The organism is Euzebya sp. (assembly GCF_964222135.1).
Taxonomy (GTDB): Bacteria; Actinomycetota; Nitriliruptoria; order Euzebyales; family Euzebyaceae; genus Euzebya.
This window is the reverse complement of the sequence record NZ_CAXQBR010000014.1, coordinates 1-19,883: the sequence shown is the minus strand read 5'-3', so window position 1 is coordinate 19,883 and position 19,883 is coordinate 1. Positions and strand designations below refer to the sequence as shown.

Here is a 19,883-nt window from a genome sequence, read left to right as displayed (position 1 = left end):
CTCAGACGCGGCGCATCTCCGCCGCGCAGTACGGGCAGTTCAGGTGCGTCGCCCCCTCGATGAAGCAGACGACCGCGTTGCAGCCCGTGCAGGTGGCCTGCGGCGAGGCGAGGTCGACCCGCCGGCCGCAGCCGTCGCACACCACCGCGGTCGCCCCCGGCAGGGCGGTGACGTCGTGCCCGCACCCGCCGCAGTGGCGGATGTCGCCGTGCACCCTCGCCCGCTGGTACTCGTGGCGCAGGCCCATCCGCTCGATGTAGGCCTCGCCGTCCTCGGGCTCCATGTGGCGCAGCCAGCCCTGGGCCATGACCGACTTGGCCAGGCGGCGGGTGAGCTCGTCGCTGCCCATGTCCGGGTCGAGCTCGCCGATGCCCTCGCGCCTGATCAGCCCGAGGAGGTCCTCGATCTGGGCCTCGAAGGCGTCCACGAGGGGCCAGAACGACTCGAGCTCGAGCTTCGGCGTCATCTTCTGCATGTCGAGGCCGTGGGTGGCGATCCGGCCGAGCATCGCGATCGAGCCGCCGAACGCCCCGAGCCCCATGCCCCCGCGCCACTGGACGCGAAGCGCGGCCTTCCTGACCCGCTCGGCGTGGGCCACCTGGGAGGGGTCGAAGGCAGCGGCGACCACCACGGCGGTGGTGTAGTCGATCCACCGCCGGCGGTAGGCCTCGTCGTTCCACGCCCGCGGCGGGACCGTCCACGGCGTCAGCTCGGCCCGGGCGACGTGCAGGCGGTGCTGGAGCGCCGCGTACCCCTGCCGGTCACCGGCGTCCCGCGCCCGATCGGCCTGGGGCGTCAGCTCGTTCGCGACCTGCGCGAAGGTCTGGCTGGTCGGCGCGCGGAGTCCCGCCTCCTGCGCCCGGCGGAGGTCGTAGTCCGTCAGCTGGCCGCAGAAGTCGCAGTAGAGGTACTCCCGGACCGTCGGCAGCTCCTTCGGCGCACCGCACGACGTGCAGGTCCCCCGCTTGACGAACTCCGAGGGTGGCAGCAGCCAGCTCGTCGGGTCGAACGACGGCGCGGCGCCCCCTCCTCCCCCGCCCTGGTCGTGGGCCGCCTGATGGCCGTGGTGGCCGTGGTGCTGGGCCTGCTGTTGGGCCTCGTGCATCGCGAGCGCCTGCTCCTGCAGGACCCGGGCCTGCTCGGGGAAGCCCTTGACGACCTTGACGAACTGCGCGACCCGTCCGAAGACCACGGCCACCTCCGACACCCGGCGCCCCGGGTGCCCGGGCGCGAACCCGCGGAGCGTAGACCCGGTCGACGCGGTGCGGTAGGCCCACCGCAGCGCGCCCTGCGTGACCGTGTCCACGCGTTCAGCGGCTCCAGCCTCCGGATAGCGAATGGGTACACGACACACACGGAGCGAGGCACATCATGAGGGCACTGGTCTACAACGGCGCGTACGACGTCTCGGTCGAGGAGGTCGACGACCCCGCCATCGAGGCGCCGACCGACGCGATCGTCCGCATCACGTCGACGGCGATCTGCGGGTCCGACCTGCACATGTACGAGGGGCGGACCGGCGCCGAGCCCGGCATCGTCTTCGGCCACGAGAACATGGGGGTCGTCGAAGCGGTCGGCGACGGCGTGGCGGACCTGTCCGTCGGCGATCGGGTCGTGATGCCGTTCAACGTGGCCTGCGGGTTCTGCAAGAACTGCGAGGACGGCAAGACGGGCTTCTGCCTGACGGTGAACGAGGGGTTCGCCGGTGGGGCCTACGGCTACGTGTCCATGGGCCCGTACCGGGGCGGGCAGGCGGAGTACCTCCGCGTCCCCTTCGCGGACTTCAACGCCCTGCGCCTGCCCGCGGGCGACGACCACGAGCACGACTTCGCGATGCTGGCCGACATCTTCCCGACCGGCTACCACGCGACCGAGCTGGCCGACGTCAGCCCCGGGGACACCGTCGCGGTGTACGGGGCGGGTCCGGTCGGTCAGATGGCGGCGTACTCCGCGATGCTGCGCGGCGCGTCGCAGATCTTCATGGTCGACAAGGTGGCCGAGCGCCTCGCGATGGCCGAGGAGCACTCCGGCGCCGTCCCCGTCGACTTCGGCCGGGTCGATCCGGTCGAGTTCATCCTCGACGCCACGGACGGCGGGACGGACAAGGGCATCGACGCGGTCGGCTACCAGGCCCAGACGGGCGAGGACACCGACGAGGTCCCGGCCATGGTCCTGAACAACCTGGTCGGATCGACGCGGGCGACCGGCCGTCTCGGCGTCGTCGGCCTGTACGTCCCGTCCGACCCGGGCGCCCCCACCGAGGAGGCCGCCGAGGGACGTCTGCTGTTCGAGGTCGGCTCGTTCTTCGAGAAGGGCCTGTCGATGGGGACCGGGCAGGCGGACGTCAAGTCCTACAACCGCGAGCTGCGGGACCTGATCGTCGCCGGCCGGGCGACCCCGAGCTTCGTGGTGTCCAAGCGCGTGCCGCTGGCCGAGGCGCCGGACGCCTACGAGCGGTTCGACAAGCGCGAGGAGGGCTACACCAAGGTCGTCCTCGACCCGGCCGCCTGATCGCCTACCAGGTGCGGTGGCCGCTCCCCGGTGGGGCGGCCACCACCGGAGGTGACCAGCTGCCCGGCGGCGGCGGGGGCGGGGTCTGCGCGCTCGGCGCGACCCATGGCGGGGGCCGGTCGATCGGCATCGAGCGGTAGTCGGGGTGGTGGTAGGCGCCGGGCGGCAGGTCGGCGCGAGGATCTGGTGGAGGGGGAGGGATCGACGCCAGCACGTCCGCGGCGTCGGCCACGGCGGTCCGGGCCAGGCGGACCCGATCGAGCTGGCCCATCCAGTCGAGCCCGGCCGTGGCCACGGTGACGAGATCGTCCTGCGCGTCGCCCCGCAGCGACACCGGCAGGTTGGCGAGCAGCCGGACGGCGGCCTTCAGGACGTCGCGGTAGATCCGGACGGGCAGCGGCAGGCCGTCGGCCTCGTCGTCTGGTGGCGGGGATGGGGGGGTCATGGCGGCGTCGTCCGGGTCGGGGCACGCGGTCAGGGCGTCGGTCCCGATGCTGCCGCCTCTGCGGCCGCGAACCGTGGAACCGGGACCACGATGTCGCAACACACCGTCGGCGATCAGGACCGCAGAACAACTGTGCAGAACCTTTCTGCCGAAGTATTCTGCGATCATGCACGAACCGGAGGTCCCCTCCCCACCCCGCGACGGCGGGTTCAGCCACGTCGACCTCGACGCCGTCCAGGTCAAGGTCCTGGCCCACCCGATCCGGTCGCGACTGCTGACCGCCCTCCGCCGGCACGGCCCGGCCACGGCGACGGCGCTGGCCCAGCGGCTGGGGTCGAACACCGGGACGACCAGCTACCACCTGCGCAAGCTCGCAGACGTCGGCCTCGTCGCCGATGCCCTCGAGCACGGGGACGGCCGCGACCGGTGGTGGCGGGCGGCGCAGGACTCCCACTCCTACCGCGTCCAGCGCTTCGCGGACGACCCCGACGCGGCGGCGGCCGCAGACTGGCTGTACGCGCACTACCTCCGCGGGTACGCCCGGCTGGGCGAGGACTGGCTCGAGCAGCGCCACGAGTGGCCCGCCGCGTGGCAGGCCGCGTCCAACCTGTCCGACGCGAAGCTCCACCTGAGCGCCGAGGAGCTCGAGGCGCTGGTCGCCGAGCTGCACGACGTCGTCCTCCGCTGGCGCCGCGACCACGCCGACCCGGGCCGGCCGGGAACCGAGCAGGTGATCCTCCAGCTGCACGCGTTCCCGACCCGGGGCGGACCGTCGTGAGCACGGCGGATGCCGATCAGGTCAGGCGGCGCTTCCTGCTGCTGACGGCGACGCGGTGGCTGCCCACAGGGCTGCTGATCCCGTTGATCACCATCGCACCGCTGGAGCGCGGCCTCTCCCTCGCCGAGGTCGGCCTGATCACCGCGGTCGGCGGGGTCGTGGTGTTCGTCCTCGAGCTGCCCACCGGCGGGCTCGCCGACGTGGTCGGCCGTCGGCCGGTGCTGCTCGTCGCGACGCTCTGCAACCTCGTGTCGACGGCCACGATCGCCGTGGCGACCTCCGTGCCGCTGTACCTGGCCGCGTGGGCCGTGGAGGGGATCTACCGGGCGCTCGAGTCAGGGCCGCTCGACTCCTGGTACGTCGACGCCGCCCAGGCCGCCGACCCCGATGCGGACATCGAGCGGGGCCTGGCACTGCGCGGCGTGGTGCTCAGCGTGGCGATCGGCGTCGGGGCGCTGGCCTGCGGCGGGATCGCCCTGCTCCCCCAGCCCGACGGGCTGCCGGTCCTCGCCGTGCCCATCCTCGTGTCCCTGGCCCTGCGGGTGGTCGACGGGATCGCGATCACGGTGCTCCTGGACGAGGTGCGGCTGGTGCCCCGATCCGGTCGGCGGCGGGTCGGTGCGGTGCTCGCCACCGTGCGCGGGACCTGGGCGGTGGTCGCCGAGTCCACCGCGCTGCTGCGGGCGAGCGCGGCGCTCGCCGGCCTGGCCGCCGCCGAGCTGGTGTGGGGTGCGGGCATGGTCGGCGTGGAGGTGTTCGCCGGCCCGCGGGTGGTCGAGCTCCTCGGCGACGCCGACCGCGGCGTGCTGGTGTTCGCGATCACCGCCACCGTCGGGTGGGGCCTCTCCGGGGTCGGGTCGTCGGCGGCGCCGTGGATCGCCCGGCGGACCGGCTCGTGGGTCGCCGCGGCGGTGGTGACGCGGGTGTCGCAGGGGCTCGCGGTGCTCGCTGCCGGCGTGGTGGCGGGGATGACCGGCCTGCTGATCGCCTACCTCGGCTTCTACGTCGTCCACGGCGCTGCGAACGTCGCCCACTACGGGCTCGTGCACCGCAACTTCGGGGCCAGGCACCGCGCCACGGTGGTCAGCGTCAACTCCCTCGCCGGCCGCCTCGGCGGCGTGGTGGCGGCCCCGCTGCTCGGCGCGCTGGCCACGTCGGCCGGTCTGCCGTGGACGTTCGTCGCGGCCGCCGCGTTGCTGGCGGCGGGCGGGCCGCTGTACCTGGCGGCGCGGTCCTCGGGCGACGCGGGGGCCGGGCCGGAGGGCGCACGTGTGCCGGCGGCCGGAGCGGGAACAACCGGGACATGAGCACCCCCGCCCCCAACCGTCGCCGGTTCCTGTCGATGACCGCGATCGCGCTCGGCCTGCTCGCCGTGGTCGCGGTCACCGTGTCGTTCTTCGCCGGGGACCCGTGGCTGCTGCGGATCTCCGCCCTCGTCGTCTTCGTCCTCGGGCTGGCCATCGGCCGCACGGCGTGGCGCCAACCCCCGCCCGTCGACGGGCCCTGAGGCTGGTCGCGGACGGGGGCGGGTCCGGCCGGGTCAGCTGTCGCCGTACACGGTCGAGGCGGTCTGCACGACCCCGTCGGGGTAGCTGATCGTCAGCGTGACCGTGCACGGCTGGGGGGCGTCGTCGCGGATCACGATGTCGTCGAGGTCGGCCACCGGGTCCTTCAGGCAGGACCCCGCGGCGGTGAGCTCGGCGTCGGGCGGCAGTGCCGGGTCGGCGTCGATGCCGATCACGTCGCCATCGTCGACGTCGCTGAGGGGCGCGGGGTCGAACGTCACCCTCGTCCCGCTCAGGCCGAGCAGGGCGCGGGCGGTGAAGCAGGCGGCGTCCTGGGCGGCGCAGGTGAGCGGCTGCGCACCCGCCGTCGGGCTGGTGTCCACGGCGAAGGTCGGGTCGTTCGGGCTGAGGAACGCCTCGGTCGCGGGGGGCACGTCGTCGCCGTTGAGCAGCACGATGGGGGCGTCCTGCTGCGCCGAGGCGTAGGCGGCCGTGAACCCGGCCGCCCAGGCGTTCTCGTCCTGGCCCTCCACCATGATGAGGTTGGCGACGTCGGCGGCCGAGGTCGCGCCGAGCTTCTCCGCCACCTCGACGGCGGTGCCGAACCGGTCGTCGCCGGCGACGCGCTCGACGGTGCCGGGGACGATGGCCTGCAGCTCGGTGACGACCTGGTCGCTGACCGCGGCGGTGCCGCCCATGACCAGCACGTCGGTGATCGTGGAGGTGGACAGGAAGCTCGCGGTGGGGGTGGAGAGGTGGTCGGACTCGGTCAGCAGGACCGGGTAGCCGAGCTCCGCGGCCATGCCGCCGGCGGCGATCGAGTCGGCGAACGCCGTGGTCGGGTCCAGACCGTCCGCGCCGGGGAAGGCGCGGGCGATGATCGCCGTGGTCGCGCCGGTGGCGTCGGTGGCCGCGATGTCGACGGCGGTCTCGAGCCGGGTCGGGCCCGAGCGGCGGACCACATCGATGCCGAGGGCGCGGATCTCGTCCTCCACGTCCTGGCCGATCGCCTCCGTACCGCCGACGATGATGACCTGTGAGGGGGCGAGGTCGATCAGGCGCTGCCGGACGTCGGCGGGGAGGGGGCCGGAGCTGGGTACGAGGAGCATCGGCGCCTCGCCCTGCAGGAAGCCGGAGGCCATCGAGTCGGCGAAGTCGTCGTCCCGGCCGAGCAGGACGGTGTCGACGTCGTCGGGCTCCACGCACTCGAACATCCCGAGGGCGAGGTCGGCGGTGGACAGGCCGTCGACGTCCTTCACCAGACCGGGTCCGCGCGGGTCGACGACGCAGGTGTCGCCGTAGGTCGTGCCGGGCACCTGGGTGGGAGGGGTCGGGGTGTCGTCATCGGTGATCGTGACCGTGGCGGTGTCCTGGTCGATCTGGACGGTCGCGGGGTCGACGGACGTGATCTGCACGAACATCGTCTCGTCCGGCTCGGGGATCTCGTCGCCGAGGACCGTGATCGCGAGGTCCGCGGTGGTCTGGCCGGCAGGGACCTTGATCGTCCCGCTCCCCACCTGGGCGAAGGCCGGCGGGTTGGTGTAGTCGTCGCCCTGGCTGGTCGACCCGTCGGTGATCTCCACGTCGATGTCCACGTCGAACCCGGCGGGCCGGTTCAACCGCGCGGTCACCAGCACCTCGGTCTCCCCGTCGTCCTGCTCGTCGACCTCGACGTCCTCGAGGCTGACGGTGAGGGGCTGGGTCGGCGGCTGGCTCACCGAGCGGGTGGCGGCGAAGACATCGGCGTCGAAGGCGTCGTTGCCGTCGTCGATCGTCAAGCCCGGTGCGTTCGAGTCGAACACGACCACGCGGCCGTCGTCGCTGATGGCGGAGCTCGGCGCGAAGTCGTCGGGCTCGGAGGGCTGTCCGTCCGTCGTGCGGCTGGCGAGGGTGAGCGCGGTCCCGGACCCCGCTGACCAGTCGTGTACCCAGACGTTCGAGCCCTCGCCACAGCTGCCGCAGGACATCACGAAGCTCAGGAACCGCCCATCGGCCGACAAGGACGTGGGGCCTTGGGGCACGTACCCGGTGGGCAACGGCACCGGTTCGGGGGTGCCGTCGGCGACCGACATCCGATAGAGGGTCGAGGTCCCTCCGCCATGGACCAAGTAGGCCACGTGCTGCGCGTTGTCCGACATCGACACTGCCTCGACCCGCTGCGCTCCGGGAGGCTGGTGCGAGACAGGCGACATCGGATCCGTTGCGTCGTAGACCCAGACCCCAGGCTGCGGGTCGTCCACCGACGTGCGGATGCCCGTGACGGCGATGAAGCGTCCGGTCCGATCGACTGCAACGTGACAGGAGACTCCGCAATCGTCGATCTCCGTCTGGATCGAGACGTCCAGTTCGTTCACGTCCAGATCGGTGCGCTGGAGGGTCATCGTCGGGTCGGTGTCATCCAAGAACACAGCCCACCGGCCATCGCCGCTGATGTCCGGTCCAGCGGGGAACGCGCCGCCCCCTTCGGACCCATCGATGTCGGTCGTGTCGGCGGCCCCAGCGCTGAAGAACTTGAGGCCCGTCGAACCCGAGTTCGTCGTCCGGAACACGACTCGAAGCCCGTCGTTGCTGATGCGAGGGGTGGTCGCGGATTCACCGGCCTCCAACTCTGGACTGGCCAACTCCGTTCCCCCCGTCCGGGTGCGGAGGTAAATGGCACCTGGCGCGCCGTCCACCACGAAGGCGACCTCGTTCCCGTCTGCAGACACCGCCGGTTCGTACGCACCATCGGTGAACTGCTCGTCACCATCGTCCAGGCTGACCAATTCCAGGCTGTAGCTCACCGTCTGCGCGCCCGCGGGCAGTGACGGCAGGACTGCCGCGACCAGCGCGGCGGCGAGGATCAGGGCGGCCCAAGCGGCCGTGGCGGGGCGTGCGATCGACATGACGAGTCCGAGCGGGGTGCGACGGGGCGGTGAGGCCGGCGGATCGTGCTCTCGACACACGATGAGCACAAGGCCCACCTTCACGGACGCCGTGGCGGACGTCGTTCGCATCTGTTCACGACTCCGGGAAGCCGAGCACCCGTGTACGGGACCGCATCCCTCCCGCCATGCGCCCATGGGTCGATGACGCGTCCGCCACACCCCCGCACCCCTCCCGCCATCGCACCACGGGTCGATGACACGACCGCCACACCCCCGCACCCCTCCCGCCATCGCACCACGGGTCGATGACACACGTCCGCCACCCCCCGCACCGGCCCCGTCATGCGCCCACGGGCGAACCGCGCGACCCGCAGGAGCTCCGATCACCCCGGCAGGACCCCGTACGACTCTGTTCACCACTCCCCCGCCCCCACCAGGCGACTGTGGCACCCATGCCCCCTGCGTCGACCGCGGTCCTGCTCGCCCTGCTCGCCGTGGTCGTGGCGGCCTGCTCCCCCTCCCCCGTCTCCCCGACCGACACCGCCTCCGCCGACGCCACCGCCGGCCCGGACGACGACCCGACCGAGGCCGCGGTCACGTTCGCCCCTCCCCCGGCCGACATCCCAACCGGCCCCCTCGACGAGGAGGTCGCGCTGGCCGTCGCCCGCTCGATCGCCTCGGTCGGTAACCCCGAACCGGCGGCCATCCGGGCCCTGGGCGACACCGGTGACCCGCGGGTGCTGTGGGTGCTCAGCGACTGGCTGCGGATCGCCTTCGACGTCGAGATCTACGACGCGGCGACGGACGCCGCAGACGAGCTGAGCGGGCTCGACCTGCGCGCGATGGACGACTTCAGCTGGGGTCCCCTCACCGACCACCTGATCGCGTGGGACCTGCCGGCCTTCGACGGCTACGTCGACACCAAGGCCGCGATCTACCGCTTCATCGAACCCGGCTGGGCGCCCTTCTTCGAGGACGCCGACGCGGACATCGACTGGCGACTGGTCTCCTGGGGAGGGGTGCGGATCGACGACCGCCCGGCCGGCGCGACCGGCCCGTGCCCGAACGGGTGCATCCCCGCCCTCGACGACCCGGCGCTGACCCCGGCCTCCGAGGGCGACTGGTACCCGGACGACGCGATCGTCTTCGGGGTCCAGATCGGCGACGAGGTCGTCGCGTTCCCCCGCAACATCATGGAGGTCCACGAGATGGTCAACGCGACCATCGGCGGGCGGCGGGTCGCGATGCCCTACTGCACCCTCTGCGGGGCGGCGCAGGTGTTCTTCACCGACGCCGACGGCGGCGGGACCGGTGAGATCGTGATGCGGACCTCCGGCCTGCTGCACCGCTCCAACAAGGTGATGTACGACCTGACGACGCAGTCGGTGTTCGACACCTTCACCGGCCGCGCGGTCAGCGGCCCGCTGCACGACGCCGGCACCCAGCTCGAGCAGGCGACCGTCGTGACCACCACCTGGGCGGAGTGGCGCGACGCCCATCCCGACACCACGATCGTGGCCGAGGACGGCGGGATCGGCCGGTCCTACGACCTCGACCCGCTGGGCGGCCGTGACGACGACGGACCGATCTTCCCGATCGGCGACCGCGACGACCGGCTCGGCGTCCACGACCAGGTCCTCGGGGTCATCCTCGCCGACGGCACCCCCGTGGCCTTCCCCGCCGACGAGGCGCTCGCAGCCCTCGACGCCGGAGAGGAGGTCAGCCTCGCCGGCGTCCACCTCCTCCCGGACGCCGGCGGGCTGACCGCGACCCTCGACGGGGAGCCGATCGCCAGCCACCAGGCGTTCTGGTTCGCGTGGAGCCAGTTCCACCCCGACACGCTGCTGTGGGCGCCCTGATCAGACCGATCAGACCCTGGCGACCGCGAAGGTCCGGTCGAACGGGAACCAGGTGATCCCGTCGCCCCGGGAGGGGTAGGCGTCGCGCAGCAGCGGTGCCAGCTCGCCGCGGAACGCCGCCCAGGCGTCGTCGTCCAGCGCCTGCCGGATCGGGCGGAGGGCGGTCCCGCTGATCCACTCGAGCACCGGGTCCTCCCCGGTCATCGGCTGGACGTACGTGGTCTGCCACACGTCCACGATGCGTGCACCGGCGTCGGCCAGCAGGTCGGCATAGCCCTCCGGGGTGAGCACCGCATCCGGCCCCCGCAGGCGCACGCCGGCCAGCGCGTCAGCCCAGCGCGACGACGCGGCGAGCTCCCGCACCAGGGCGTGGGAGGGGCGATGGAAGTTGCTCGGCACCTGGACCGCGAGCCACGCCCCCTCCCCCAGCGCCGCCACCCACCCGCGGAGCAGCTCGTCGTGTCCGTCGACCCACTGCAGGACGGCGTTGCTCACGACCACGTCGACGTCCGCCGACGGTCGCCAGTCCGCCACGTCGACCACCTGCGCGTCGACGCCGCGGTCCCGCGCGGCGGCGACCATCTCGGGTGACGAGTCGATCGCCTCGACCACCGCGTCCGGCCAGCGCTCGGCCAGGCGCGGGGTCAGCGTCCCCGGCCCGCAGCCCAGGTCGACCACGCGGCGGGGCGACACGGCGCCCACGCGTGCGAGCAGCTCGGCGAACGGCCGCTCGCGGTGGTCGGTGAAGCGCAGGTAGCTCGTGGGGTCCCACATGGCACGTCGCCTCCCTGCGGTGTCGATGAGCCCGTCGGTCGTCCGTCCAAGGGTACGGACCACCGGACCGGGTAGGGGTTCTGCATGGGTACGAAGATCCGCGTCTGGCTCGACGACGACCGCACGCACATCCACCACGCCGATGCGAGCTCGGTCGGCGGCATGGACATCGGTGCGGCAGAGGGTCGGACCGACTGCGGTCGGGCCGGCGTGCTGAAGCTGGTGCACCACGAGAACGTCGACATGGGCAAGCTCTGCGAGGACTGCATGGCGGTCAGCGGGCTCCGCCCGGCGCTCGAGGGCAACAGCTACGGGCCGGTCTGAGCCCCGCCCCGGGCCCGGTCCCGCGCGGCCTCGAGATCCGGGGGGAGGGGCTCGGTCAGGTCGATCCGCTCGCCCGTGACCGGGTGGTCGAACGCGAGCCGCCGGGCGTGCAGCGCCTGGCGCCCCAGGCCCAGGCGGCGCGAGACCGCCGGCGTCGCGCCGTAGAGCACGTCGCCGGCGACCGGACGGCCGATCGCGCGGAGGTGCACGCGGACCTGGTGGGTCCGCCCGGTCTCGAGGCGGACCTCGAGCTCCGCGGTGCCATCGTGCACCGCGATCGTCGTGTAGTGCGTGATGGCCTGGCGTCCGGAGTCACCGGTCGTGAACGCCGTCCGGTTCGACGTGGACCGGACGATCGGCGCGTCGATCGTGGCGACCGGCGGCTCGGGGTGGCCCTCGACCAGCGCCCAGTACTCCCGCTCGACGTCGTGGGCCGCGAAGGTCGCCTTCAGCGCGCGCAACGCCTCGGGCGAGGAGGCGACGACGAGGAGGCCGCTGGTCCCGCGGTCCAGCCGGTGGACGATCCCGGGCCGGTCGGGGTCGGGCGAGCCCGCGTCGCCGGCGGCGAGGGGCACCCCCTGGGCTTGGAGGGACTCGACCAGGGTCGCGCCGCGCACCCCCGCGCCGTGGTGGACGACCAGGTCGGCGGGCTTGACGACGACGGCGAGGTGCTCGTCGGCCCAGCGCACGTCCACCGGCGGCGGGGTCGGTCGCACCTCGGGTGGCGGGGCGGCCACGACGACCTCCTGCCCGGGTTCGAGCGCCGCGGACTTGACCGCGGCGGCCCCGTCGACGGTGACCTGATCCGCCTCGATCCGCCGCTGCGCCCGCGAGCGGGACTCCTCCAGCCAGCCCGCCAGGGCGACGTCGAGACGGGTCCCGGCGTCGGCGTCGCCGGCGCGGCGGCGCAGCAGCTCCCCGCTGCCCGTCGGCTCGTCGGCCATGTCGTGGAGGCTCAGGCCCCGGCCGGCTCGTCGCCGCCGGACCGGGCCGGCGTGGACCGGGACGTCGTGGTCGCCGCGGCCTCGGCCGGTGCCTCGTCGCGGGGTCGATCGCCCTCGGGCGACGCGGCGGCATCGGTGTCGTCCAGCACCGCGCGGTCCTGGCCGGTCACCGCGCGGCGCTCCGCGAGGAACATCAGCACCGCCACCGCGACCGCGCCGACGGTGATGCCGATGTCGGCGACGTTGAACACGGGGAAGGACTCGAGCGGCGGGAAGTCGAGGTCGAGCATGTCGACGACCGCGCCGTCGCGGAAGATCCGGTCTGCGGCGTTGCCGATCGCCCCGCCGACCACCAGGCCGTAGGCGGTGGCCAGCCCGAGCGAGTGGGTGTCCGGCAGCGCGCGGGCGACCAGCACGCAGACCAGGACGGTCACCGCGACGAACAGCCACGGCAGCTCGATCGGCAGGCTGAACGCCCCGCCCTCGTTGTAGATGAGGCGCAGCACCAGCGGGCCGAGGTCGTCAGGCGGTTGGGTCGAGTAGGTCCGGACCGCCGCCATCTTCGTGGCCTGGTCGAGGACGACCCACACGACGGCGACCACCGCGGTGGTGGCGTACACGAGTCTGCTCCGGGCGTCCATCGACCGTCGAGTCTGCCACGCGGCTCAGGTCACGAGCCCGGACCCCCGAACCCCGCGGACAGGGCGTCCTCGGTCGTCGCGGGGACGGCGGCGGGGCCGCCGACCAGCGTCACCGACTCGACGGCGGTGAACCAGCGGCGGAGGAACCGCCTGACGACCTCGGGGTTCGGGTCGTCGGGGTCGACGAGCAGCAGCACCCCACCGGTCGACCCCACCGCGGCGGTGGCCGCCAGCGCGTCGGGGAACTGCGACGCGGTCGCCACCCACACCGACGAGGCATCAGCGCCCTCGCGGAGCGCGAAGTCGGCGACCATGACCGACGTGATCGTCGGGGTGTCGCTCGCCAGGCGGATCGTCTCGATGTCGAGCAGGTCGCGGAGCTGCTGCTCGGTCTCGGCCGTGATCGCCGCGCCGTCCCCGACGAGCGTCAGGTAGTCCGTCGGCGCCAGGCGGGTGAGGACCTCGGCCGTGGCGTCGGGCACCGCATCCGCGGCGACCAGCACGAGCGGCACGGCGGTGCCGGCGCCGTACGCCGACGCGAGGATCGCGTCGCTCCACCCCTCCGCGGCATCGCCCGACCCGCCGGCTGCGATCGCGACCCGGTCGAGGGCCGCGCCGGCCGCGGCCGCGACCCGGTCGGCGACCGCGGCGGCGGTGGCGTACCGGTCGCCGCCCGCGATCCGCTCGGCGGCCATGCCGAGGGTGGCGACGTCGGCGGCGACCTGGCCCGACAGCGCGTCCTCGCCGCCGAGCAGGATCACGGTGGCCGCGCCGAGGCGCAGCAGCTCGGCGGACGTCTGCGCATCCAGGCCCGCGGACCCGGTCAGCAGCAGCGGCCCGCCGAGCGCGGCCGCGAGCGGCCCGCCGGCCAGCGCGTCGGGGAACCGGTCCGCGCGGGCCAGGACGACGGTGTCGGCGCTGTCGTGCGTCGCGGCGGAGACCGCGACGGCCGTGCCGATCCGCTCGCCGGCGGCGACGCGGCGGACCTCCGGTGGCGGCGGCGCCTGCCACAGGGTGGCGCCGTCGACGCCGTCGAGGGCCAGCGTCACCGGGCGGAACCCGAGGGGGACGTCGACGTAGGTGTGGAGCAGCAGGTCGGTCCCGGGCCCGTCGGTCAGGCGACCGGTGGTCGGGCTGTACCCGTACGGCTCGCCGATGCCGACCCGCTCCCACACGACCGACCCGTCGCGCAGCCGGACCGCGCGGGTGACCACGTCGGGCTGGGCCGGCTCGGCGGTCTCGGTCGCGCCCGGCTGTGCGGTCGCGGTCGGCTGTGCGGTGACGGTCGGGCTCGGCGGTGCGGGGGTCTCGCTGACCCCGCCCTCGGGGTACTCGGTGTACACCGCGTCGCTGCCGCCGTCCCCGTCGAGGTCGCCGACGGGCTGGGGGTAGTCGGCGTACCCGCGGGTCGCGGGCAGCTGGACGAGCACCTCGCCGGTTCGCCCGGACTCGACCGTCGCCTCGATCCGGTAGCCGACCTCGGGGTCCTCGCGCTCGGCGATGATCATCACGTCGACGCTGCCGTCGCCGTCGGCGTCGCCGGCCGTGGTGGCGGTGAGGTAGGCATAGGTGCCCTCGTCGACGTCGACGGCCGTCGTCGACTCGCCGAGCAGGTCGCCCGTGGCGCCGTCGACGCGCAGGATCGTCACGGCCGACGAGGTGCGCCAGTCCACCTCGACCAGGAGGACGTCGAGGGCGTCGTCGGCGTCGAGGGGGGTGAAGGCGACGGGTCCGCCCCGACCCGTGTCGCTGTCGCCGACGCGCGTCCACATCTCCTCGCCGTCCTGGCCGTCGAGCGCGGCCACGACGGTCTGCTCCGCCGCGGTGGAGGCCTCCACCACCACGTCGGGGGTCCCGTCGCCGTCGAGGTCGCCGGGGCTCGTCGCCCAGCCGAGCTCGAGGGGGAAGGCGGCCTCCCACGCCACGGACAGGTCGTCGGTGTGGTGGACCGACACGCCGAGCCCGCCGCGGGTGCCCTCCTCGGTGCAGGTCCGCTGCGTGCCCTCGGTCGTGCAGACCCGCTCGGACGAGGACAGCTGCCGCTCGGTGACCAGCAGGTCGCGGAACCCGTCGCCGGAGACGTCGCCGACGACCTGGGCGCTGCGGACCGCGTCGTCCTCGGGCTGGGTGATCGTGTCGACGACGGAGCCGTCCGCCCCGTCGAGGACCTGCAGCTCGGTGGAGGCGCTGCCCGAGGACCGCGCGGTCTCGGTGATCGCGTCGGGGTAGCTGCCCTCGACGGTGTGGGTGCTGCGGCCCGCCTCGGTGGTGAGGGTCGCGAGGACCTCGCCCCGCCCGTCACCGGTGAGGTCCCCGAGGGGCTGGAGGGGGATGAAGGCGTTGGTCGTGCTGCTCTCGTATGAGAAGCCCGGCGGGTCGAAGTCCTCGGAGTAGGTCGACGAGCCCTCGTAGGACGTGCGCCAGACCGTCGTGCCGTCCCGGCCCTCGAGCAGCTCGACGTCCCAGGTGAACCGCTCGGAGTGGGAGCAGCTGGTCGACCCGCACCCGCCGGTGGGCACCTCGTCGAAGCGCTGGATGCTGACCAGCAGGTCGGCGGTGCCGTCGGCGGTCAGGTCCCCGACCGGCTGCAGCACCACTCCCGTCCAGGGCAGCAGGTCGCCGCGGGCGGTGGTCCACACCGGCTCGCCGTCGACGCCGCGCACCGCGGAGATCGTGGCGGTCACCCGCGGCGCCGCCGGCTCGTCGGCACCCTCACCCTCCGACGCCTCGCCCCCTCCGCCGACTGCGTCGGGCTCCTCGACGTCCCAGCGCACCACGTCGGCGAGCCCGTCGCCGGTGAGGTCGCCGACGACCACCGTGGGGGAGCCGCAGCAGCCGCCGTAGATGCCGGGGCCGTACCCCACCGTCGGCTGCGGGAACGGCGTCTGCTGGAAGGAGGTGGCGCCATCGGCCCCGGGGGCGCCGGACGACGAGGACGTCGCGGCCGCCGTCAGACCGGCCCGCTCCGCGGCCACGACGGCAGCGGCGGCGAAGGTGCGCGGGTCGGCCCGGTCGGCGACCGCGTCGAGCAGGCCCGGGACGTCCAACCCGTCGGGCCGGTGGACGGCCCCGTCGCGGCTGGACACCACCCCGGCGCTGTAGGTGCGCTGCACCTCCGCGACGTGGGCGCGGCGGTACGCGGCCTCGTCCATCGCGTTGGCGCGCCCGGCGCCTCCGACGACGAGCAGCGCGGCGACCAGCGCGAGCGCGGTGGCGACGGCGAGCGCCGCGGGACCGAGTCCCCGGACCCCCCGTCGCTCGATCACGTCGGGCTCGGTCGTCCCCGGTCCGGTCGGCTGCGGTGCGTGCGGCATGTGTCCCCCCGTGGTGTCGTGTGGTGGCATCGTGCCACACCGGGGACCGGCCGCGCCGGGGATAGGATCGCCGCGTGTTCCCACCCGTCGACGCCCAGCCCGACCTCCCCGCGAGGGAAGCCGCCATCGCCGAGCGGTGGCGCGCCGAGGGCACGTTCGCCCGGACCCTCGCCGCGCGCGCGGAGGGTCCCCTCTTCAGCTTCAACGAGGGCCCGCCGACGGCGAACGGCCGGCCCGGCGTGCACCACGTCGAGGCGCGGGTGTTCAAGGACATCTTCCCGCGGTACCGCACGATGAAGGGCTACCGGGTGCCGCGGAAGGCCGGCTGGGACTGCCACGGCATCCCCGTCGAGCTCGAGGTGGAGAAGCAGCTCGGCTTCACCCACAAGCAGCAGATCGAGGACCACGGGGTCGAGGCGTTCAACCAGCTGTGCCGCGAGTCGGTCGAGCGGTACGTCGACGAGTGGGTCCGCCTGACCGAGCGGATCGGGTTCTGGGTCGACACCGACGACGCCTACTGGACGATGTCGACGTCGTACATCGAGAGCGTCTGGTGGTCCCTCAAGCAGCTCTGGGACGGCGGGCTGCTGTACGAGGGCCACAAGGTCGTCCCCCACTGCGGCCGGTGCGGCACGTCGCTCAGCGACCACGAGGTGGCGCTCGGCTACGCCGAGGCGGAGGACCCGTCGGTCGTGGTCCGCATGCCCGTGCTCGAGGGGCCGCTCGCGGAGGCCGGCGCGTCCCTCGCGATCTGGACGACGACCCCGTGGACGCTGATCTCGAACACCTTCGTCGCGGTCGGCGAGCGGATCCGCTACGTCCTCGCCCAGGCGCCCGGTGACGACCACCCCGTCGTCGTGGCCGCGGACCTGGTCGCGGCGGTGCTGGGCGAGGGGGCGGTGATCCACCGCGACGTCGCCGTCGACGAGCTCGTCGGCGTGCACTACCGGGGGCCGTTCGAGTTCGTGCGCCCCGCTGAGGGCGACTTCCGCTACGTCGTCACCGCGGGGTTCGTGACGACCGACGACGGCACCGGGCTGGTCCACCTGGCGCCAGCCTTCGGCGCCGACGACCACGCCGTCGGGCTGGCCGAGGGCGTCGAGGTGCTGAACCCCGTCGACCTCGAGGGCCGGTTCACCGACGCCGTCCCGCCCTTCGCGGGACGGTTCGTGAAGGACGCCGACGACGACATCATCGCCGACCTGCGGGACCGCGGGCTGCTGATCTCGGCGGGCACCTACCGGCACACCTACCCGTTCTGCTGGCGGTGCGGGTCGCCGCTGCTGTACTACGCCAAGCCGTCCTGGTACATCGCGACCAGCCGGCACAAGGACCGCCTCCTCGCGGTGAACGCGGACACCGACTGGCACCCCGCCCACATCCGGGACGGCCGGTACGGCGACTGGCTCGAGCACAACGTCGACTGGGCGCTGTCCCGGTCGCGGTACTGGGGCACGCCGCTGCCGCTGTGGCGCTGCTCGACGGCCGGCGCGGCGCCGGTGGACGGTGACCCGCGGGGTCACGACGTGGCCGTCGGATCGCTCGCGGAGCTCGGCGACCTCGCCGACCGCGACCTGTCGGCGCTCGACCCGCACCGGCCGTTCGTGGACGACATCACCTTCGCCTGCCCCCGTGCGACCTGCGACGGGACGATGCACCGGGTCCCGGACGTGATCGACGCCTGGTACGACTCCGGCGCGATGCCGTTCGCGCAGTTCGGCTACCCCTACGCGCCCGGGTCGGAGCAGACCTTCGCCGAGCGGTTCCCCGCGGACTACATCTGCGAGGCGATCGACCAGACCCGCGGGTGGTTCTACTCCCAGATGGCCGAGGCCACCCTGCTGTTCGACGCGGGCGCCTACCGGACGGTGCTGTGCCTCGGGCACATCGTCGACGCCGACGGCAAGAAGATGTCGAAGTCGCTGGGGAACATCCTGTCCCCCTGGGAGGTCATCGACCGCCACGGCGCCGACCCGCTGCGCTGGCTGCTCCTGACAGACGGGTCGCCGTGGGTGAACCGCCGCGTCGGCCACGAGCCGGTCGAGGACGTCGTCCGCCGCTTCTTCCTCACCATCTGGAACACCCACGTGTTCTTCACCACCTACGCGCGGATGGAGGGGTGGGCACCCCTCGGCCCACGTCCGCCCGTGGCGGAACGGCCCGTGATGGACCGCTGGGTCCTCAGCGAGCTCGCCGCGCTCGTCCGCACCGTCGACACCGCCCTCGAGGGCTACGACGCGACCACCGCCGGCCAGGCGCTCGAGGCGTTCGTCGACGGGCTGAGCAACTGGTACATCCGCCGCAGCCGGCAGCGGTTCTGGAACGTCGACGACGAGCGCGCCGGGGACGCCGACGCGGCGTTCTGGACCCTCCACGAGTGCCTCGTCACCCTGGCCGCCCTGCTGGCGCCGTTCACCCCGTTCCTGGCCGAGGCGCTGTACGACGACCTGGTTCGCAGCGTCGACGACGACGCGCCGGACAGCGTCCACCTCCTCGACTTCCCGCGGCCCGACCCGCTGGCGGAGGACCCCGACCTGCGCGCGGCGATGGCGGGGGCCCGGCAGGTCACGACCCTCGGCCTGCGAGCGCGCAACGAGGCGCAGATCGGCGTCCGCCAACCGCTCCCCCGCGCCCTGGTGCACCTGCCCGACGCCGCGGGGTGGGCGGCGGTGGCCGAGGTGGTCGCCGAGGAGCTCAACGTCAAGTCGATCGAGCTCTCCGAGGGCGGCGGGACGGTCACGTACCGCCTCAAGCCGGACTTCCGCGAGCTCGGGCGGGCCTTCGGCTCCCGGACGCCCGACGTCGCCGCCGCCATCGGCGACGCCGATCCCGCAACCGCCGTGCCGCGGCTGCGGGGCGGCGAGCCGCTGGCGCTCGCGCTGCCCGACGGCTCCACCGTCGAGGTGACCGGGACCATGGTGCAGGTGGTCGAGGAGTCGCGAGAGGGGTGGCAGGTCGCGACCGACGCGGGGGTCACCGTCGCACTGGACCTCACCGTCGACGAGGCGCTGCGGCGCGAGGGCCTGGCCCGCGAGCTGATCCGGACCGTCAACGACCTGCGCAAGCGCCAGGGCCTCGAGCTCAGCGACCGGATCCGGGTGGAGGTGGCGGCGGATGGCCGGCTGAAGCAGGCCGTGGCCGACCACCGGACGGCCATCTGCCGCGAGGTGCTGGCGACCGGCATCGCCGACGGGCCGGCGAGCGGCGGGGCGTTCGTGGAGGTCGGCGGCCACGCGGCCCGGGTGCGGCTGGAGGTCGCCTAGTGCGCCGTGGCGCGCGGACGATCGTCGGCGGCGCCGCGACCTTCGGTGCCGTCGTCGCCGTGGGTGCCTGGCTGCGGACCCGGCCGGCGCCCGCCGACGAGCCGGTGGTCGAGCCCGCGGACCTGAGCGGCGCCGCCATCCCGCTCGACCGGCCGCGGGCGTCGCTCGGGGCGACACCGGACGCCCACCTGGTCGCCCGGCCCGACGAACCGCCGTGGGTGCGCGCCCTGGCCGGGTGGACGCCGCCGGCGCCGCGCACGCGGCTGGGGCGGGTCCTGGCCTACGTGTGGGCGGCTCCCGCGACCTTCGGCGGGCTGGTGGTGGGGCTGTTGACCCTGCGGCGACCCCGCGTCCGCGACGGCGTGCTGCTGTTCGCCGACGCCGGCGGTCTGCCCGGTGCCCTGCTGGCACGACGGCGGTTCGCCGCGACCACGCTGGGCCACGTCGTCATCGCCCGTGCGGACCCCTCACCGGTGCTGATGGCCCACGAGCTGGCGCACACCCGCCAGGCCGAGCGGCTCGGCCCGCTGATGGGACCCCTCTACTGGTACCTGCTGGCCCGCTACGGCTACCCCCGCCACCCGATGGAGCGGGCGGCCAGGATCGCCGGCCGTCGCGCGCGGGGGGCCTGACCGGGGCAGGTCCGGGCCTAGGCCGG

General features: G+C 73.9%; 15 protein-coding genes. 8 read left to right on the top strand and 7 right to left on the bottom strand.

Translation table 11 applies throughout. From position 1 onward, the window contains the following. Position 1 precedes the first annotated feature (1 nt). A complete protein-coding gene (locus ACEQ2X_RS03965) occupies positions 2–1,306 on the bottom strand; it encodes a heterocycloanthracin/sonorensin family bacteriocin (protein WP_370324480.1) in 1,305 nt (434 codons plus the stop codon). A 65-nt stretch (positions 1,307–1,371) separates the two neighbouring features. Here ACEQ2X_RS03965 and ACEQ2X_RS03960 point away from each other — a divergent pair, with 65 nt between their 5' ends. Next, positions 1,372–2,511 (top strand): glutathione-independent formaldehyde dehydrogenase, encoded by a 1,140-nt coding sequence (locus ACEQ2X_RS03960; RefSeq protein WP_370324479.1) that lies wholly within the window; start codon positions 1,372–1,374, stop codon positions 2,509–2,511. 4 nt (positions 2,512–2,515) lie between these two features. Here ACEQ2X_RS03960 and ACEQ2X_RS03955 read toward each other — a convergent pair whose 3' ends face one another. Then, positions 2,516–2,956, bottom strand: a complete 441-nt coding sequence (locus ACEQ2X_RS03955; protein WP_370324478.1) for a hypothetical protein — start codon at positions 2,954–2,956, stop codon at positions 2,516–2,518. Between the two features lie 166 nt (positions 2,957–3,122). On the opposite strand from ACEQ2X_RS03955, the gene ACEQ2X_RS03950 reads away from it, so the two are divergent. Genes ACEQ2X_RS03950 through ACEQ2X_RS03940 form a run of 3 tightly spaced genes read left to right on the top strand, consistent with a single transcriptional unit; the run spans position 3,123 to position 5,241 of the window. After that, positions 3,123–3,734 carry an ArsR/SmtB family transcription factor gene (locus ACEQ2X_RS03950; protein ID WP_370324477.1) on the top strand — a complete coding sequence of 204 codons (612 nt, stop codon included), beginning with the start codon at positions 3,123–3,125 and terminating at the stop codon, positions 3,732–3,734. Continuing rightward, positions 3,731–5,041: an MFS transporter gene (locus ACEQ2X_RS03945; protein ID WP_370324476.1), complete on the top strand. Its 1,311-nt coding sequence runs from the start codon at positions 3,731–3,733 to the stop codon at positions 5,039–5,041. Before ACEQ2X_RS03950 ends, ACEQ2X_RS03945 begins: the two co-directional genes overlap by 4 nt. Then, on the top strand, positions 5,038–5,241 hold the full coding sequence (locus ACEQ2X_RS03940; RefSeq protein WP_370324475.1) for a hypothetical protein: 204 nt from the start codon (positions 5,038–5,040) through the stop codon (positions 5,239–5,241). The genes ACEQ2X_RS03945 and ACEQ2X_RS03940 overlap by 4 nt, the downstream gene beginning before the upstream one ends. 33 nt (positions 5,242–5,274) lie before the next feature. Here ACEQ2X_RS03940 and ACEQ2X_RS03935 read toward each other — a convergent pair whose 3' ends face one another. Continuing rightward, positions 5,275–7,311 (bottom strand): cell wall-binding repeat-containing protein, encoded by a 2,037-nt coding sequence (locus tag ACEQ2X_RS03935; RefSeq protein WP_370324474.1) that lies wholly within the window; start codon positions 7,309–7,311, stop codon positions 5,275–5,277. 1,247 nt (positions 7,312–8,558) lie between these two features. Between ACEQ2X_RS03935 and ACEQ2X_RS03930 the strand changes: the two genes are divergently transcribed. Continuing rightward, positions 8,559–9,965, top strand: a complete 1,407-nt coding sequence (locus ACEQ2X_RS03930; RefSeq protein ID WP_370324473.1) for a DUF3179 domain-containing (seleno)protein — start codon at positions 8,559–8,561, stop codon at positions 9,963–9,965. A 9-nt stretch (positions 9,966–9,974) separates the two neighbouring features. On the opposite strand, the gene ACEQ2X_RS03925 is transcribed toward ACEQ2X_RS03930, so the two are convergent. After that, on the bottom strand, positions 9,975–10,739 hold the full coding sequence (locus ACEQ2X_RS03925; protein WP_370324472.1) for a trans-aconitate 2-methyltransferase: 765 nt from the start codon (positions 10,737–10,739) through the stop codon (positions 9,975–9,977). Between the two features lie 84 nt (positions 10,740–10,823). Here ACEQ2X_RS03925 and ACEQ2X_RS03920 point away from each other — a divergent pair, with 84 nt between their 5' ends. Next, a complete protein-coding gene (locus ACEQ2X_RS03920; protein WP_370324471.1) occupies positions 10,824–11,063 on the top strand; it encodes a hypothetical protein in 240 nt (79 codons plus the stop codon). On the opposite strand, the gene ACEQ2X_RS03915 is transcribed toward ACEQ2X_RS03920, so the two are convergent. The 3 genes from ACEQ2X_RS03915 to ACEQ2X_RS03905 are packed head-to-tail and all read right to left on the bottom strand — an operon-like array spanning position 11,048 to position 15,962. Next, a complete protein-coding gene (locus ACEQ2X_RS03915) occupies positions 11,048–12,007 on the bottom strand; it encodes an RluA family pseudouridine synthase (RefSeq protein ID WP_370324470.1) in 960 nt (319 codons plus the stop codon). The two genes, ACEQ2X_RS03920 and ACEQ2X_RS03915, sit on opposite strands and share 16 nt — an antisense overlap. An 11-nt stretch (positions 12,008–12,018) precedes the next feature. Further along, positions 12,019–12,648 carry a signal peptidase II gene (gene lspA / locus ACEQ2X_RS03910; RefSeq protein ID WP_370324469.1) on the bottom strand — a complete coding sequence of 210 codons (630 nt, stop codon included), beginning with the start codon at positions 12,646–12,648 and terminating at the stop codon, positions 12,019–12,021. A gap of 29 nt (positions 12,649–12,677) precedes the next feature. Then, positions 12,678–15,962, bottom strand: a complete 3,285-nt coding sequence (locus ACEQ2X_RS03905) for a cell wall-binding repeat-containing protein (protein ID WP_370324468.1) — start codon at positions 15,960–15,962, stop codon at positions 12,678–12,680. Positions 15,963–16,036: 74 nt separating this feature from the next. On the opposite strand from ACEQ2X_RS03905, the gene ileS reads away from it, so the two are divergent. Together ileS and ACEQ2X_RS03895 are read left to right on the top strand one after the other, a co-directional pair. Beyond that, positions 16,037–19,225 carry an isoleucine--tRNA ligase gene (gene ileS / locus ACEQ2X_RS03900; RefSeq protein WP_370324467.1) on the top strand — a complete coding sequence of 1,063 codons (3,189 nt, stop codon included), beginning with the start codon at positions 16,037–16,039 and terminating at the stop codon, positions 19,223–19,225. After that, complete coding sequence (locus ACEQ2X_RS03895; RefSeq protein ID WP_370324466.1) at positions 19,225–19,857, top strand: hypothetical protein; 633 nt, start codon at positions 19,225–19,227, stop codon at positions 19,855–19,857. Before ileS ends, ACEQ2X_RS03895 begins: the two co-directional genes overlap by 1 nt. Positions 19,858–19,883: the final 26 nt, after the last annotated feature.

Coding starts and splice junctions, on each gene's coding strand:
- ACEQ2X_RS03925 (WP_370324472.1), bottom strand. CDS start 10,739: ATGTGGGACCCCACGAGCTACCTGCGCTTCACCGACCACCGCGAGCGG.
- ACEQ2X_RS03930 (WP_370324473.1), top strand. CDS start 8,559: ATGCCCCCTGCGTCGACCGCGGTCCTGCTCGCCCTGCTCGCCGTGGTC.
- ACEQ2X_RS03960 (WP_370324479.1), top strand. CDS start 1,372: ATGAGGGCACTGGTCTACAACGGCGCGTACGACGTCTCGGTCGAGGAG.
- ACEQ2X_RS03940 (WP_370324475.1), top strand. CDS start 5,038: ATGAGCACCCCCGCCCCCAACCGTCGCCGGTTCCTGTCGATGACCGCG.
- ACEQ2X_RS03955 (WP_370324478.1), bottom strand. CDS start 2,956: ATGACCCCCCCATCCCCGCCACCAGACGACGAGGCCGACGGCCTGCCG.
- ACEQ2X_RS03950 (WP_370324477.1), top strand. CDS start 3,123: ATGCACGAACCGGAGGTCCCCTCCCCACCCCGCGACGGCGGGTTCAGC.
- ACEQ2X_RS03915 (WP_370324470.1), bottom strand. CDS start 12,007: ATGGCCGACGAGCCGACGGGCAGCGGGGAGCTGCTGCGCCGCCGCGCC.
- ACEQ2X_RS03935 (WP_370324474.1), bottom strand. CDS start 7,311: ATGTCGGTCGCCGACGGCACCCCCGAACCGGTGCCGTTGCCCACCGGG.
- ACEQ2X_RS03920 (WP_370324471.1), top strand. CDS start 10,824: ATGGGTACGAAGATCCGCGTCTGGCTCGACGACGACCGCACGCACATC.
- ACEQ2X_RS03905 (WP_370324468.1), bottom strand. CDS start 15,962: ATGCCGCACGCACCGCAGCCGACCGGACCGGGGACGACCGAGCCCGAC.
- lspA (WP_370324469.1), bottom strand. CDS start 12,648: ATGGACGCCCGGAGCAGACTCGTGTACGCCACCACCGCGGTGGTCGCC.